Origin of the sequence: Avibacterium sp. 20-132 (assembly GCF_023611925.1) — a bacterium.
In the GTDB taxonomy this organism is placed as follows: domain Bacteria; phylum Pseudomonadota; class Gammaproteobacteria; order Enterobacterales; family Pasteurellaceae; genus Avibacterium.
The window spans coordinates 984312-999278 of record NZ_CP091456.1; the positions used below are offsets into that span (position 1 = coordinate 984312).

16 protein-coding genes and 3 tRNA genes are annotated in these 14967 nt (G+C 39.8%); 17 read left to right on the forward strand and 2 right to left on the reverse strand.

Going from position 1 to position 14967, the window contains the following annotated elements; translation table 11 throughout:
- Positions 1-18: 18 nt before the first annotated feature.
- The gene (locus L4F93_RS04580) at positions 19-969 is read right to left on the reverse strand and encodes a GlxA family transcriptional regulator (protein WP_250351626.1); all 951 of its coding nucleotides are present in this window, start codon (positions 967-969) and stop codon (positions 19-21) included.
- 182 nt (positions 970-1151) lie between these two features.
- Between L4F93_RS04580 and L4F93_RS04585 the strand changes: the two genes are divergently transcribed.
- The 9 genes from L4F93_RS04585 to srlR all read left to right on the forward strand — a co-directional run bounded on the left by L4F93_RS04585 (position 1152) and on the right by srlR (position 9083).
- On the forward strand, positions 1152-2003 hold the full coding sequence (locus tag L4F93_RS04585) for an MBL fold metallo-hydrolase (RefSeq protein WP_250351331.1): 852 nt from the start codon (positions 1152-1154) through the stop codon (positions 2001-2003).
- Positions 2004-2329: 326 nt separating this feature from the next.
- Complete coding sequence (locus L4F93_RS04590) at positions 2330-4198, forward strand: monovalent cation:proton antiporter-2 (CPA2) family protein (protein WP_250351332.1); 1869 nt, start codon at positions 2330-2332, stop codon at positions 4196-4198.
- Between the two features lie 211 nt (positions 4199-4409).
- Positions 4410-4955, forward strand: coding sequence for a PTS glucitol/sorbitol transporter subunit IIC (gene srlA / locus L4F93_RS04595; protein WP_250351333.1), 546 nt, complete (start codon positions 4410-4412; stop codon positions 4953-4955).
- Between the two features lie 15 nt (positions 4956-4970).
- Positions 4971-5954 carry a PTS glucitol/sorbitol transporter subunit IIB gene (srlE, locus tag L4F93_RS04600; protein ID WP_250351334.1) on the forward strand — a complete coding sequence of 328 codons (984 nt, stop codon included), beginning with the start codon at positions 4971-4973 and terminating at the stop codon, positions 5952-5954.
- Between the two features lie 57 nt (positions 5955-6011).
- Positions 6012-6377, forward strand: a complete 366-nt coding sequence (srlB, locus tag L4F93_RS04605) for a PTS glucitol/sorbitol transporter subunit IIA (protein ID WP_250351335.1) — start codon at positions 6012-6014, stop codon at positions 6375-6377.
- 11 nt (positions 6378-6388) lie between these two features.
- On the forward strand, positions 6389-7171 hold the full coding sequence (srlD, locus tag L4F93_RS04610; protein WP_250351336.1) for a sorbitol-6-phosphate dehydrogenase: 783 nt from the start codon (positions 6389-6391) through the stop codon (positions 7169-7171).
- Between the two features lie 42 nt (positions 7172-7213).
- A complete protein-coding gene (locus L4F93_RS04615; RefSeq protein WP_250351337.1) occupies positions 7214-7882 on the forward strand; it encodes a transaldolase family protein in 669 nt (222 codons plus the stop codon).
- 53 nt (positions 7883-7935) lie between these two features.
- Positions 7936-8289 (forward strand): transcriptional regulator GutM, encoded by a 354-nt coding sequence (gutM, locus tag L4F93_RS04620; protein ID WP_250351338.1) that lies wholly within the window; start codon positions 7936-7938, stop codon positions 8287-8289.
- A gap of 20 nt (positions 8290-8309) precedes the next feature.
- The gene (gene srlR / locus L4F93_RS04625; protein WP_250351339.1) at positions 8310-9083 is read left to right on the forward strand and encodes a glucitol operon DNA-binding transcriptional repressor SrlR; all 774 of its coding nucleotides are present in this window, start codon (positions 8310-8312) and stop codon (positions 9081-9083) included.
- A gap of 38 nt (positions 9084-9121) precedes the next feature.
- On the opposite strand, the gene L4F93_RS04630 is transcribed toward srlR, so the two are convergent.
- Entirely contained in the window at positions 9122-9526 is a 405-nt protein-coding gene (locus L4F93_RS04630; RefSeq protein WP_250351340.1) for a copper chaperone PCu(A)C, read from the reverse strand.
- A 159-nt stretch (positions 9527-9685) separates the two neighbouring features.
- Here L4F93_RS04630 and hflD point away from each other — a divergent pair, with 159 nt between their 5' ends.
- The 8 genes from hflD (at position 9686) to L4F93_RS04670 (ending at position 14856) form a co-directional block, all read left to right on the forward strand.
- A complete protein-coding gene (gene hflD, locus L4F93_RS04635) occupies positions 9686-10297 on the forward strand; it encodes a high frequency lysogenization protein HflD (RefSeq protein WP_250351341.1) in 612 nt (203 codons plus the stop codon).
- Positions 10298-10310: 13 nt separating this feature from the next.
- Positions 10311-11678 carry an adenylosuccinate lyase gene (gene purB / locus L4F93_RS04640; RefSeq protein WP_250351342.1) on the forward strand — a complete coding sequence of 456 codons (1368 nt, stop codon included), beginning with the start codon at positions 10311-10313 and terminating at the stop codon, positions 11676-11678.
- A gap of 167 nt (positions 11679-11845) precedes the next feature.
- Positions 11846-12964 carry an A/G-specific adenine glycosylase gene (gene mutY / locus L4F93_RS04645; protein ID WP_250351343.1) on the forward strand — a complete coding sequence of 373 codons (1119 nt, stop codon included), beginning with the start codon at positions 11846-11848 and terminating at the stop codon, positions 12962-12964.
- On the forward strand, positions 12964-13245 hold the full coding sequence (locus L4F93_RS04650) for an oxidative damage protection protein (protein WP_250351344.1): 282 nt from the start codon (positions 12964-12966) through the stop codon (positions 13243-13245). The genes mutY and L4F93_RS04650 overlap by 1 nt, the downstream gene beginning before the upstream one ends.
- Complete coding sequence (mltC, locus tag L4F93_RS04655) at positions 13242-14315, forward strand: membrane-bound lytic murein transglycosylase MltC (RefSeq protein ID WP_250351345.1); 1074 nt, start codon at positions 13242-13244, stop codon at positions 14313-14315. The genes L4F93_RS04650 and mltC overlap by 4 nt, the downstream gene beginning before the upstream one ends.
- Before the next feature lie 156 nt (positions 14316-14471).
- Positions 14472-14547: transfer RNA gene (locus tag L4F93_RS04660), tRNA-Phe, on the forward strand.
- A 4-nt stretch (positions 14548-14551) separates the two neighbouring features.
- Positions 14552-14627 (forward strand) — tRNA-Asn (locus L4F93_RS04665).
- 152 nt (positions 14628-14779) lie between these two features.
- A tRNA-Arg gene (locus L4F93_RS04670) sits at positions 14780-14856 on the forward strand.
- Positions 14857-14967 lie beyond the last annotated feature (111 nt).

Genomic DNA, 14967 nt, shown 5'->3' on the forward strand with positions numbered 1-14967 from the left:
GATGTACTGCTTTAACGCTCAAATCATTCTCACCTCCCCCCTCCGCCACACTCTCGGGCTTACACGGTGTTTCTTTCTAAAATGCTGGCGAAAGGCGGTGGCAGAGTGAAAGCCGATTTCGCTGGCAATGTGTTCAATGCCCAAATCCGTGCTTTCTAACAGTTCCCGTCCACGCTGAAGACGCAGGGCAATCAGCCACTCGGTCAAAGACACACCTGTGGCTTGGCGAAAATGGCGGGTGAAGGTGCTTCGGCTCATATTCAGACGCTTTGCCAGTGCGTCAATACGGTAATCTTGCTTGAGGTTTTGCTGCATTTGTGCCAGCAGTTCGCTCATGTTTTCGCTTGGGCTTAGGCGGGCGATGGGCTGCTCGATAAATTGTGCCTGTCCGCCTTCACGGTGCGGTGAAACCACCAGTATGCGGGCGATTTGGTTGGCGATTTTTACCCCGTACGTTCTGCGAATGATGGCAAGACAGCAGTCAAGGGCGGCCGCCGTGCCAGCAGAGGTCATCAGGCTGCCTTGCTCAATGTAGATGGCTTCAATGCTCAGTTTAACGCCAGGAAAACGCTTGGCAAAATCCGCTTCGCCCAGCCAGTGGGTAGTCGCCTCTTTGCCGTTTAGCAGTCCGCTGTACGCCAACAAATAAGCACCGTAACAAAGCCCTGCAACCAAAGCCCCACGTTGATTGGCTCGGATAAGTGCCTGTTTTAAGGCATCGCTTGGCATTTTTTCAGGCTGCCAGCCAAAGGCAATCACCATATCGGCATGCTCAAGCAGGCGTAAATCGCCGTCAGCAGGCACGTAAATGCCGTTTTCTCCATAACAGCAGTCGGGATTTTCTGCGACAATTTTCAGATGAAACAGTGGCTTATAATCAATATTGAGCGAAAAAACACGTTGCGGTATGGCAAATTGAAAGGGGTTAAAATCAGGATACAGCAGCAGGGCAACAGTCGGTGCGGTCATTTTTTTCTCACTTTTTGAGCCAATTCTTTCGTTTTTTGATAGATTGGTCAATATTTTTGTTTTTCAAGAAGATGGATAATGCTCGTTCTTGAAAAAGATGGCATTTTACCTGCCATTTTGATGATTTTTCACCGCCCAATGCTTTAATTTTCAAGCATGGGCAATCGATTTAAGGAATCACGATGCGTACCAAAACTTTACTTGCCACTGTCCTTTTGGGGGCGTTATTGAGCGTTCAGGCTTACGCCAGCGACAGCTATCAGCATATCCGCAACGCCACTGCAAAAGTCAGCTATGCGGGACAAACGTTTTTGATTGACCCGATGCTTGCCAAAAAAGGGGCGTATGAAAGCTTTGCCAACACGCTAAACAGTCAGCTGCGTAACCCTTTGACCGAACTACCGATGCCGATGAATGAGGCTTGGCAAGGGGTAACGGCGGTTGTGGTTACCCATACCCATCTTGACCACTGGGACGAGGCAGCACAAAAATATCTGCCTAAAGATTTGCCGATTATCGTGCAAAATCAAGATGATGCAAAACTGATTCGTGAACAGGGATTTAATGATGTGCGGGTGTTAAACGAGACCTTGAAAATTGGCGATGTCAGCCTGCACAAAACAGGCGGTGCTCATGGCACCAAAGAGATGTATGCGGTCGCACCGCTTGGGCAATTGCTGGGCGATGCGATGGGCGTGGTGCTGCGTGCCAAAGACCGTAAGACGCTTTATATCATGGGCGATACGCTCTGGACGGCTGATGTCAATAAGGCGCTCATCAAGTATAAGCCCGATGTTTTGGTGATGAATACGGGGTCGGCAAGGGTCAATGGCTTTAATGAAGGCATTATCATGGGTAAAGAAGATGTTGCCCACGCCCATCAGGCAATGCCCAAGGCAAAAATCATTGCCGTGCATATGGATGCGGTCAATCACGGTGCTGTGAGCCGTCAAGCGATGCGTGCTTTTGTGCAAAAATCTGGGTTAAAAGATTGGGTTGCCATACCAGAAGATGGGGAAAGTGTTAAGTTTTAAAATAGGGGCGTTTAAGGGTGAGATAAGGCAAGACGGTTTGACGCAGCAAGTTGAGCCAATACTGCCGTATTTCAAAAGCAAGAACTTCTAATTTTGTACTGATATACTTTGATTTTTTCAAACGAAGGCTATCTGAATATATTTTGATGTTGAGATAGCCTTTTATTATAGATAGATTTTGTGTTGATCATCAAAGGTAAATTTTAATGAATGGGGTAGAAGAAAGAGATTGATAATTTTTGTTTAAAATATCTCGTGATATTTGAAGTAAAACTGATTACTATGCTAAACCTATATTTCTATTTGATTAGGTAAATAAGACCCTTATGACATCACTATTAACTTCCGCTTTTATCTATCTTTTTGCTGCCGTAGTTGCGGTACCCATTTCTAAACGTTTAGGGCTTGGCTCTGTATTGGGATACCTTTTAGCAGGCGTGGCAATTGGCCCTATTCTGGGACTAGTTGGACAAGAAACGGAAAGTATTCAACACGTTGCGGAGTTTGGGGTAGTGATGATGCTCTTTCTAATCGGGTTAGAGCTAGATCCAAAATTGTTATGGAAATTACGCAATAAATTATTCGGATTAGGAAGTTTACAAGTCGTTCTGACTGTGGGGGCAATAGCAGGTATTGCACATTTATGTGGATTAAGTTGGTCCATGAGCCTTGCAATGGGTTGTGTACTGGCTGTTTCGTCAACCGCAATTGTATTACAGACCTTAGGAGAGAAACGCTTATTAAATAGTCCCGGTGGACAAAGTAGTTTTTCAGTTTTGCTCTTCCAAGATATTGCGATCATTCCTATTTTAGCATTGCTACCTATTCTGGCTTCCCCTGAATTATTAACGAGTTTACAAAGTGCAGAGCAACATAGCGGAAATTTATTAGAAGGTGTAAATAATTATGTTAAAACCTTAATAACCCTAAGTGTGATTAGCTCTATCGTCTTTGGTGGTTATTTTCTCGCACGGCCTATTTTTCGCTATATTGCAGCCTCAAGAATGCGAGAAATTTTCACTGCATTTGCTCTAGCTTTAGTCATTGGGATTGCCGCAATGATGTCAGCCATTGGGCTTTCTCCTGCTTTAGGCACATTTTTAGCTGGGGTTGTTTTAGCAAACAGTGAATACCGGCACGAATTAGAGAGTAATCTTGAGCCTTTTAAAGGATTGTTATTAGGGCTATTTTTTATTACTGTTGGGGCGGATATTAACTTTCGTCTATTTTTTGATGATTTTGCTGTTATTTTGGCTATTACTTTAAGCTTTATTTTAGTGAAAGCGATCGTACTATGGGGGTTAGGTTTTATTTTTCGGCTTGATCGCCTAAACCGTTATTTATTTGCTTTAAGCCTTGCACCCGCTGGAGAATTTGGCTTTGTCCTACTGTCTTTTAGCCAGCAAAATGGGATCTTACCTCAAGAGCTTACTGATAAACTCTTACTTGCTGTCGCCATTTCAATGTTACTGACCCCTTTCTTATTTATTGCTTATGATAAGTTGATTGTCGCAAGAGCAAGCCATCAACAAAGAGAAAATGATGCCATTGAAGATCAAAATGATGTGATTATCATCGGACATGGTCGTTACGGGCAAATTATTAGTGGAATGTTGATAAGTTGTGGTTATAAGCCAACGGTTATTGATTATGATGCAACCTTAGTAGAAGGACTTTCACGTTTCGGCTTAAAAACCTATTTTGGAGATGGATCTCGCTCTGATTTGCTCGAAACAGCAGGTATTGATAAAGCCAGCCTTTTGGTTATCGCCTTAGATGATAAAGAACAAGCAATAAAAATTGCACACTTTGCACATCATTTTTATCCTCATTTACCTATTATTACTCGCGCCTATGATCGTTTGCATGTTTATGATCTATACCGTGCAGGCGCGCGAAATATTGTGCGTGAAACATTTGATTCTGCCATTCGTAGCGGACGCTTTGCACTTGAGGAACTGGGAATGGATAAAGATAAAGCCAAGCAAGTTGCCGAATTTTATTATCATCGCGATCGCCATAGTCTCGCTGAAATGGCGAGTCTTTATGATCCCGAAATGTCGGTTTTTAGCAATGAACGTATGATTGCTCGTGCGAAAGAATTAGAACTCGAAACAAAAGAAATGATGCAAACGCTTCTTCAAGGCGGTGAAGTTGATTGGCAACCCGGAGAGGAAAATCGTTCCGATAAATAATATCTTACTTGTCGCTAATGTTGAAATTAGCGACTTCATTCCCACCTCCACTTCCTTTCTTTGTAAAATAAATTTCTTTTATTTTGAAATTTATTTTTAAAAATGAGACCTTTATCACAAAAACATTTTTCAAAATAAAATATTATTACTTTCGATGATTAAGTTATTAATCAGAAACAAATCTAAAAACTTTCATTTTGAGAGGTGTGCAATGGAACTTATTACACATAGCGCGGAATGGTTTATTGGGCTATTCCAAAAAGGGGGTGAAGTTTTTGTTAGTATGGTAACAGGGATTTTACCGTTACTCATTTCTTTACTCGTTGTAATGAATGCGTTGATTAAATTTATTGGTCAACAACGAATAGAACGTCTTGCACAACGAAGTGCAGGTAATCCTATTTCTCGTTATTTAATCCTGCCTGTTTTTGGTACTTTTGTATTTTGTAACCCAATGACATTGAGTTTAGGCAAGTTTTTACCAGAACGTTATAAGCCAAGCTATTATGCGGCAGCATCTTATAGTTGTCACTCAATGAATGGGTTATTCCCTCATATTAATCCCGGGGAACTATTCGTTTACTTAGGAATTGCTAATGGTTTAACTACGCTAGGTTTGCCATTGGGACCATTGGCTGTGAGTTATTTATTAGTGGGTATGGTAACGAATTTCTTTCGAGGCTGGATTACCGATTTTACAACAGCAATCTTTGAAAAGCGTATGGGAATTCAATTAGATCGAGAAGTCCATCTCTAATGGAGGAAACAAATTATGGTAAAAGCACTTTATATTGAAAAAGGTGATAGTGGTTGGGGTGGTCCTTTAACTATTCCGCTAGAAGAAGGAAAAAAAATTCTCTATATGACAGCGGGAACACGTCCCAGCATTGTTGATCACCTTGTGGCATTAACCGGTTGGGATGCGGTTGATGGTTTTAAAGAAGGTGAGCCTGATAATGAACAAATTGGGATCGCAATTATCGATTGTGGCGGAGTATTACGTTGTGGGCTATATCCTAAACGCCGCATTCCAACGATTAATATCCATGCAACAGGGAAATCTGGGCCGCTTGCTGAATTTATCGTTGAAGATATTTATGTTTCAGCGGTAAAAGAAATGAATATTAAATTAATTGACATTGATGTGCCAAATGCCGCGATAGCCCCAAAAAATCCGCATAACCCAATAACAAAAGAATATGACACATCGAAAAAAATTACTGAGCAAAGTGATGGATTACTTGCCAAAATCGGGATGGGGATGGGATCTGTTGTGGCTGTATTTTTTCAAGCTGGGCGAGACACAATTGATACTGTCTTGAAAACGATCTTGCCATTTATGGCATTTGTTTCCGCGTTAATCGGCATCATTATTGCTTCAGGGTTAGGTGATTGGATTGCGCATGGTTTAACCCCTTTAGCAAATAGTCCTATTGGATTGGTCACGTTAGCATTAATTTGTTCTTTTCCTTTCTTATCGCCCTTCTTAGGACCGGGAGCAGTGATCGCACAGGTTATAGGAGTGTTAGTGGGGGTTCAAATTGGTTTAGGTAATATTCCGCCTCATTTAGCCCTTCCAGCCTTGTTTGCTATTAATGCACAAGCAGCATGTGATTTTATTCCTGTGGGATTATCCCTTGCTGAAGCAAAACAAGATACGGTTCGAGTTGGTGTGCCATCAGTCCTTGTTAGCCGTTTTTTAACGGGCGCGCCAACCGTACTGATTGCTTGGTTTGTATCTGCATTTATTTATTAATTTGTGTAGTAAAAGTGCGGGAAAAATTTACCGCACTTTTAAAAATAAGGAAAAAGAATGACTGTTATTTACCAAACAAAATTTACCAAAATTGGGCAATTTGCACCTGATGCTTTATTAGAGAATATGCTCATTACCTTTAAACAAGATGTGCCACCTGATTTAGAAGATTATTGCTTTGTTCATTGTCATAGCGATCTCTCAGCAGAAGTATGCCGTGGTGATGTATTAATGATCAATGATAACTGTTTTAAAATTACAGCAGTTGGTGAGGTTGCAAATTTTAATTTAAAAGAATTGGGTCATATTACCTTTCGTTTTGATAGCAATCTTAAGGCTGAGTATCCCGGTACGATCCACTTGGCGGGTGAAGTACCAACAGCTATAAAGATTGGTGATGTATTAACTATTATTAAAAATTGAGGAGTCGTATTATGGGAAATAAAGTTGCTGTGATTATTGGTGGGGGACAAACCTTAGGGGCTTTTTTGTCTTCTGGGTTAGCGGAAAATGGTTATGCTGTTGCGATTGCTGATTTGAATCAGGCAAATGCAGAAAAAATTGCTCAAGAAATTAATTTAAAAATGTCCTGTAATGTTGCTCGGGGTTTTTATGTAGATGCAACGGATGAGCAAAGTGTTATTAAACTTGCAAATACGGTTGATACTGTATTTGGACGTGTCGATTTATTGGTTTATAGCGCAGGCATAGCAAAAGCCGCACCAATTACTGAGTTTAAGGCGCAAGATTTTGATTTATCCTTACAAGTAAATCTTGTTGGCTATTTCCTTTGTGCAAGAGAATTTTCTAAATTAATGATTAGAGAAGGTATTGCTGGGCGTATCATTCAAATTAATTCTAAATCAGGAAAAGTTGGTAGTAAGCACAATACAGGTTATAGCGCAGCTAAATTTGGTGGTGTTGGCTTAACTCAATCTTTAGCACTAGATCTTGCTGAGTATGGCATTACTGTACATTCTTTAATGTTAGGTAATTTGCTTAAATCCCCTATGTTTCAGTCGTTAATTCCGCAATATGCTGAAAAATTAGGGATTCCGGCGGAACAAGTTGAACAAACGTATATTGATAAAGTGCCACTGAAACGGGGTTGTGAGTATCAAGATGTATTAAATGTTCTACTGTTTTATGCCAGTGAAAAAGCAGAATATTGTACCGGACAATCCATTAACATTACTGGCGGGCAAGTTATGTTTTAATATCGGGGGCGTAGTGATTACGCCCTATATTAAAGGAGAAAAATGATGGAGTTTTATCTTGATACCGCAGACCCAAAACTTGTTAAGCAATTTATTCATTTGCTTCCTATTGATGGGGTAACGACAAATCCAAGTTTAATCGCACAAGTGGGGCGTCCACTTTCCGATGTATTGAGTGAATTATGCAATATATTAGGAGAAACGCCACATTTATTTGTTCAAGTATTAGCAAGGGATACGAATGAAATTGTTGAGGAAACATTAAAGTTAAGTGAGAGATATTCTAATTTGGTTATCAAGATTCCAGCAACATTACAAGGCATCGCTGCAATAAAGCAACTTTCTGCTTTACAGATCCCCACACTCGGTACAGCAGTGTACAGTGCGGGGCAAGGGCTGTTAGCGGCTTTATCTGGCGCAAATTATATTGCACCTTATGTTAGCAGAATTGATAATCAAGGAGGAAATGGAATAAAAGTAACAGAAGAATTACAAAAATTATTTACCCTGCATAGCATCAATACAAAGGTAATGGCGGCGAGTTTTAAAACGACAAGACAGGTTGTTGATTGTTTATTAACAGGGTGTCAAGCTGTAACTGTTGCGCCAGAGATTGTACACAAATTTTTGTCAGATCCTGCAGTCTGTGCCGCAATAGCGCAGTTTGAAGATGATTGGAAATTAGCATTTAATCAATCTTTCATTGAATAAGTTTTTATAATCAATAAAAAAGATCTACAATAGGGGAAAAATCGATGCACAGTATGATAAATTCACTTATTATTGTTGCCATTATCGCGTGGATATTGCAAATTATATTGGGGTGGTGGCAAATTTCGCAATTTAATAAGGCATTCGAAATATTGTGTAAACAAGGGAATGTGGGAATCGGTCGAACATCTGGTCGTTTTAACCCCAAAGTTGTCATTGCCATTGCTTTTGATCATAACCATTGTGTGGTTAATTCAATTATTTTGAAAGGTGTGAGTGTATTTTCTCGCCCTAAACCAATAACAAATTTAACAGGATTATTGCATAGCGAAATTGACCCAGAAGCCATTTTCCCGAAAGATAAATCAAGTCAAGATGCTTTAAGGGAGGCCATTCGATTGCGATAAATCCTAATAATGGATTTACTATGAAACCCAAAGAAAGACAGCTTGCTATTCTAGACTACTTACATACAAATGGAAAAACGCCTGTTGAGCAACTTGCCAATTATTTTGCCACAACAGGAACAACAATTCGCAAAGATCTCACCGCACTTGAAAAACAGCAGAAAGTTCTCCGTACCTATGGTGGTGTTGTGTTGGCGGGGCAAGAAAAAGCAGCCGACATTGAGTTACCTATGACAAATAAAACCCATATTAACTTATTGCAAAAGAAAAAAATTGCAAAAGCCGCAATTGGTTTTTTGAAAGATGGCGATTCGATTATCATTGATTCAGGGAGTACCGTATTGCAAATGATCCCACACCTAGCGGAATTTAATGACCTGACAATTATGACGAATAGTTTACATATAATGAATAGCCTAGCCACCTTAGAAAAAGCACATCAATTGCTAATGTGTGGTGGAACTTTTCGCGCAAGATCAGCATCCTTACATGGAATTTTAGCCGAATCTACATTTGAAAAATTCTCTTTTGATAAACTATTCATTGGCACGGATGGGCTTGATTTAGAATTAGGATTAACAACATTTAATGAGGTTCATGGCGTAAGTAAAGCAATGACCAACGCAGCGAAACAAATTATTGTCCTTGCTGATTCTTCCAAATTTGGGCGACGTAGCCCAAATATTGTTTGTCCGTTAGAAAAAATTGATGTGATTATCACAGATAATTTGCTTGACGAAAAAACACATAATGCGTTACTTGATAAAGGTATTTCTGTCGTTATCGCTGATTAAAGAACAGGAAAGAAAGAGCGCTTTCTTTCCTCAGGTGATTATTGCACGGCAACTTGCACCTTTACCACTTCCCCATCATCAAAATACAAGGTAAGCGGGAAGGGACTACCTTGTTTGATTGGGGTGAGTAAATCAAACACCATAATATGTAAGCCACCACGTTTCAAGCTAATGGTTTGTTTAGCGGGGATTTCTATCCCATCAAGATCGATCATCTTACCATTTTGCATACCGTGTAAGGCTAGTCGAGAAGGTTGTTCACTTTCAAGTAAGGCAAGATGTACTGCCTCATCGCCTGTGTTTTGTAATTGCATAAAAATAGCACTAGGCTCACCAGCTTTTTCTGTTGCAAACATTGTTGCCTGAGAAACAAGCATATCCGCTTGACTGATGAGAGGGAAAAGTGCGGTGTAAATTAATAAAGATTTTTTTATCCACTGCATTTTTTTCTCCGTTGAAAGGAATAAAGGCTATCGTGCTAGTATAGCAAGAATTTGTTTTACTGGGGGAATTTTGCTGCTTAGCTTTCAATAACCTATGAAAAATGCTATATTGCCCACACTTTTTAATATTTCTTTCCACATAATGGTTTTTATCTCCTTATGGCTGATTATTACCCCATCACGCTTGCCTTAGCGGGTGTGTGCCAAGCGGCAAAATTAGTTCAACAATTTGCGCATAATGGTCGTGCAGATTCAGATGCATTCAAGGCGAGTTTAGATTCTTTGTTACAAACTTCACCAGAAAATACCTTAGCCGTTTATGGGGGAAATGAAGCTCATCTTAAGCTTGGGTTACAAATATTAATGGAGCAGTTGAATGGCAGAGATGCGGAGCTGACACGTTATTGGGTGAGCTTATTGGCGTTAGAAGGGAAGTTAAATAAATCCGCGCAGGCAAAACAACAACTTGCTCAACGTATTGCGTATTTGCCGTCACAACTTAATTTCTATCATCTGCTTGATGAACAGATGATCAGTAATCTAGCAAGTATTTATGTCGATGTAATAAGCCCTCTGGGTAATCGTATTCAAGTATTAGGCTCACCAGATTATTTACAGCAACAAGGCATACAGCACCGTATTCGGGCGTGTTTATTAGCTGGAATTCGTTCGGCAGTACTTTGGCGACAAGTGGGCGGTAAAAAATATCAGCTTCTTTTTTCCCGCAGCAAAATCGCTACAACAGCACAACAAATTTATTCAACCTTTTAGGAGTTTTTTTATTATGCAATTAAATGCGCTTACTGCAATATCTCCCCTTGATGGTCGTTATCAGGATAAAACAACGGCATTACGTCATATTTTTAGTGAGTTTGGTTTGCTCAAGTTTCGCGTGGAGGTTGAGGTTCGTTGGTTGCAAAAACTAGCGGCAACGGCACAAATTCAAGAAGTTCCTTCTTTATCAAAAAAAGCAAACGATTACTTAAATCAAATTGTTGCAAATTTCAGTTTAGCAGATGCCGAGCGCATTAAAGAAATTGAGCGAACCACAAATCACGATGTGAAAGCGGTAGAGTATTTTTTGAAAGAAAAAACGACCGCACTTGATGAATTAGCCGCAGTAAGTGAATTTATTCATTTTGCTTGTACCTCCGAGGATATCAATAATCTTTCTCACGCATTAATGTTAAAAACCGCACGTGAAGAAGTGATTTTACCCGAATGGCAAAAATTGATTGATGAAATTAGTCGATTAGCCCAAGCATATAAGGCGATTCCGTTACTTTCTCGTACACACGGACAGCCAGCCTCCCCTTCTACCGTTGGAAAGGAAATGGCGAATGTGGTATATCGCCTAAAACGTCAATTTGAACAGCTACAACGTATTGATATTCTAGGTAAAATCAATGGTGCTGTGGGGAACTATAATGCGCATTTATCGGCTTATCCTGAGCTAGACTGGCACAAGTTTAGCGAAGAATTTGTTACCTCTTTAGGGATTAAATGGAATCCTTACACCACGCAAATTGAACCACACGATTACATTGCAGAATTATTTGATAACATCGCACGTTTTAATACCATTATTATTGATTTTGATCGTGATTTATGGGGCTATATCGCATTAAACCATTTCAAACAACGAACAATTGCGGGAGAAATTGGCTCATCAACAATGCCACATAAAGTAAACCCGATTGATTTTGAGAATTCTGAAGGAAATTTAGGACTGGCAAATGCAGTAATGGCGCATTTGGGGGCAAAATTACCGATTTCTCGCTGGCAGCGTGATCTAACTGATTCGACGGTGTTACGTAACCTCGGGGTAGGCTTAGGCTATTGTTTAATTGCATATGCGGCAACCAGAAAAGGGATCAGTAAATTAGAGGTCAATGAACAACACTTACGTGATGAACTGGATCAAAATTGGGAAGTGCTTGCAGAGCCAATTCAAACGGTGATGCGTCGTTATGGCATTGAAAAACCTTATGAAAAACTGAAAGAATTGACGCGTGGTAAGCGAGTTGATGAGCAAGCTATGCGTGAGTTTATTGAAAAATTAGACATTCCAGCAGCAGAAAAACAACGCTTACAACAACTTACCCCTGCCACCTATATTGGGGCAGCCGTGGCGTTAGTGGAGAAACTTTAATTGCTCAATCATTCATAACCTAAGTGCGGTGGAAAATTAAGAAATTTTTCACCGCACTTTTGTTTCAGGCAAATTTTTCTTCTATGGCATTTCCTTCGCAATTCTTTTGCAAGATAAATTTTGCCTATGATACACTTCGTTTTTTGATTCTTTTATCTATTATATTTATGCTATTAGCTCAATCTTCCACCACGTCTCCTTTTGCAAAATCTGTGCTTACTTGGTATGAGCAATTTGGACGTAAGCATTTACCTTGGCAGCAAAATAAAACCCTTTATGGTGTATGGCTGTCAGAGGTGATGTTGCAACAAACCCAAGTTGCCACTGTGATTCCCTATTTTGAACGCTTTATGCAAACTTTTCCCACGATTACTGCGCTGGCGAATGCGCCTCTTGATGAAGTATTACATTTGTGGACAGGTTTAGGTTATTACGCAAGAGCAAGAAATTTGCACCAATCCGCACAATATATTCGAGATCATTATCAAGGTAATTTTCCCACTGAATTTGAGCAAGTGCAGGCATTAAAAGGGATTGGGCGTAGTACTGCGGGGGCGATTTTATCTTCTTGTTTAAATGCCCCTTACCCAATTTTAGATGGTAACGTGAAACGGGTATTATCACGTTATTTTACCGTGCAAGGTTGGGCTGGAGAGAAGAAAGTAGAAAATCAGCTTTGGCAGTTAAGTGCAGAAGTTACACCAAAACAGCGTGTGGCGGATTTTAATCAAGCGATGATGGATATTGGCGCAATGGTTTGTACACGCACAAAACCCAAATGCGAACTTTGTCCTTTAGCTACAAAGTGCGGTGCAAATTTACAACAAAATTGGCAAGCTTATCCAGCTAAAAAGCCGAAAAAAACCTTACCTGAGCGACAAAGTTATTTTTTGATTTGGCAAGAACAGGGAAAAGTTGTCTTAGAACAGCGTGAAAAATCAGGATTATGGGGCGGTTTGTATTGTTTTCCGCAATTTGATAGTAAGCAGGATTTACTGCCGTATTTAGCCCGTCAAAATGTGGCTTTTTACCAAGAATGGCCGGCCTTTCGTCATACGTTTAGCCATTTTCATTTAATGATTCATCCTATTTATGTGAAACAGGAATATCGGGGTGAGGATAGCAATCGCTCTGATTGGAAAAAGGTGGGTGAAAATCACGGGAAGTATGAATCTTCTATACAAAGTGCGGTCAAATATTGGTATGATCCGCAAAATCCAGATCAAATTGGGCTGGCAACACCAGTTAAAAATCTTTTATTACAGTTAGCAAAAGGAAAAGAATAATGGCAAGAACGGTATTTTGTGCCTATTTAAAACGAGACGCAGATGGATTAGATTTTCAACTCTATCCGGGGGAGTTAGGTAAACGTATTTTTGATCATATCAGTAAACAAGCGTGGGGCGAGTGGATGAAAAAGCAAACTATGCTCGTTAATGAGAAGAAATTAAATATGATGAATGCTGAACATCGTCAATTATTAGAACAAGAAATGGTGAACTTTTTGTTTGAAGGCAAAGAGGTTCACATTGAAGGTTATGTTCCACCAGCAGAAAAAACACTATGAAAAAATATGTTGTTGCGTTGATTATTCCTTTTTTATTTGCTTGTAGTGGCTCAAGCCATAAAAGGATTGATTATGATGAAGCCTTTGCAAAAGATACACAAGGGTTAGATATTTTAACTGGACAATTTTCCCATAATATTGATCAAATTTGGGGCGTTAATGAGTTATTGGTTGCTAGCCGTAAAGATTATGTGAAATATACGGATAGTTATTATACGCGTAGCCACGTGAGTTTTGATGAAGGGAGCATTACGGTTGAAACATTAAGTGATGTAAATCGCTTACATAATGCCATTGTACATACATTATTAATGGGATCTGATGCTAAAGGCATTGATCTATTTGCTTCTGGTGATGTACCGATTAGCTCACGCCCGTTCCTCTTAGGGCAGGTTGTGGATAATTTGGGTGGACAAATTGCGAATGTAACGACAGCAAGTAATTTTGCCAATTATTTATTGCAAAATAAATTACAGACGCGTCGTTTGAGTAATGGCAGAGTGGTGCAATTTGTGGTGATTCCAATGATTGCGAATCACGTTGCAGTGCGTGCGCAAAAATATTTACCTATGGTACGTCGTGCTGCAAGACGTTATAACCTTGATGAAAGTTTAATCCTTGGCATTATGCAAACAGAATCAAGTTTTAACCCTTATGCAATTAGCTATGCCAATGCCGTGGGATTAATGCAAGTTGTGCCACATACGGCAGGACGTGATGTATTCCAAATGAAAGGGCGTGGTGGGCAACCATCAAAAAGTTATTTATTTGATCCTGAAAAGAATATTGATACAGGCGCGTCTTATTTATGGTTATTACAAAATAAATATTTAGATGGCATTACCAATCCGACATCTAAACGTTTTGCAATGATCTCAGCTTATAACAGTGGTGCTGGCGCAGTATTACGCGTGTTTCACGAAGATAAAGAGATGGCAATTGAACAGATTAATCGCTTGTATCCTGAGCAAGTGTACCGTATTTTAACGACGGCACATCCTTCTTCACAGGCAAGAAATTATCTCATTAAGGTGGATAAAGCACAAAAAAGTTATCGTGTTAGACGATAAGCATTAAAAGTGGTTTTGTTTTTTTACACAATTTTTGCTGTATTTCTATGCGTTTCGTCTGTTAAATATTCAAACGGATAAAAAAATGTAAAAAAGTTAAAATTAATGATTGACTTACCGCGGTAAAAATCGTTTAATACGCACCAATGATGCGTTGCCTCGATAGCTCAGTCGGTAGAGCAGGGGATTGAAAATCCCCGTGTCGGTGGTTCGATTCCGCCTCGAGGCACCACTATTCCTCCTTAGTTCAGTCGGTAGAACGGTGGACTGTTAATCCATATGTCGCTGGTTCAAGTCCAGCAGGAGGAGCCAAATTCTTAACAGCCGCTAATGAAAATTAGCGGCTTTTTCATATCTAATTACCCTCTCTTTTCTGATTAAAAATTAACAAAATTAACACCGCACTTTATTTCTCAGTATTTGCTTTTCATCATCACCTATTTATGCGAAACTGAAACGTAGAAGAACGTGTAGCTTAGCAGGATAGAGCAGTCCCCTCCTAAGGGACAGGTCGGCGGTTCGACTCCGCCCACGTTCGCCATTTTAGGTAATAAAAAACCTTGCGTTAGTTTGCAAGGTTTTCTTTTGTTGTGACTTCACTTTGCAATAAGTGAAAACCAGTTAGGCTGTGTTATTTCAAAATCAAGCAAGA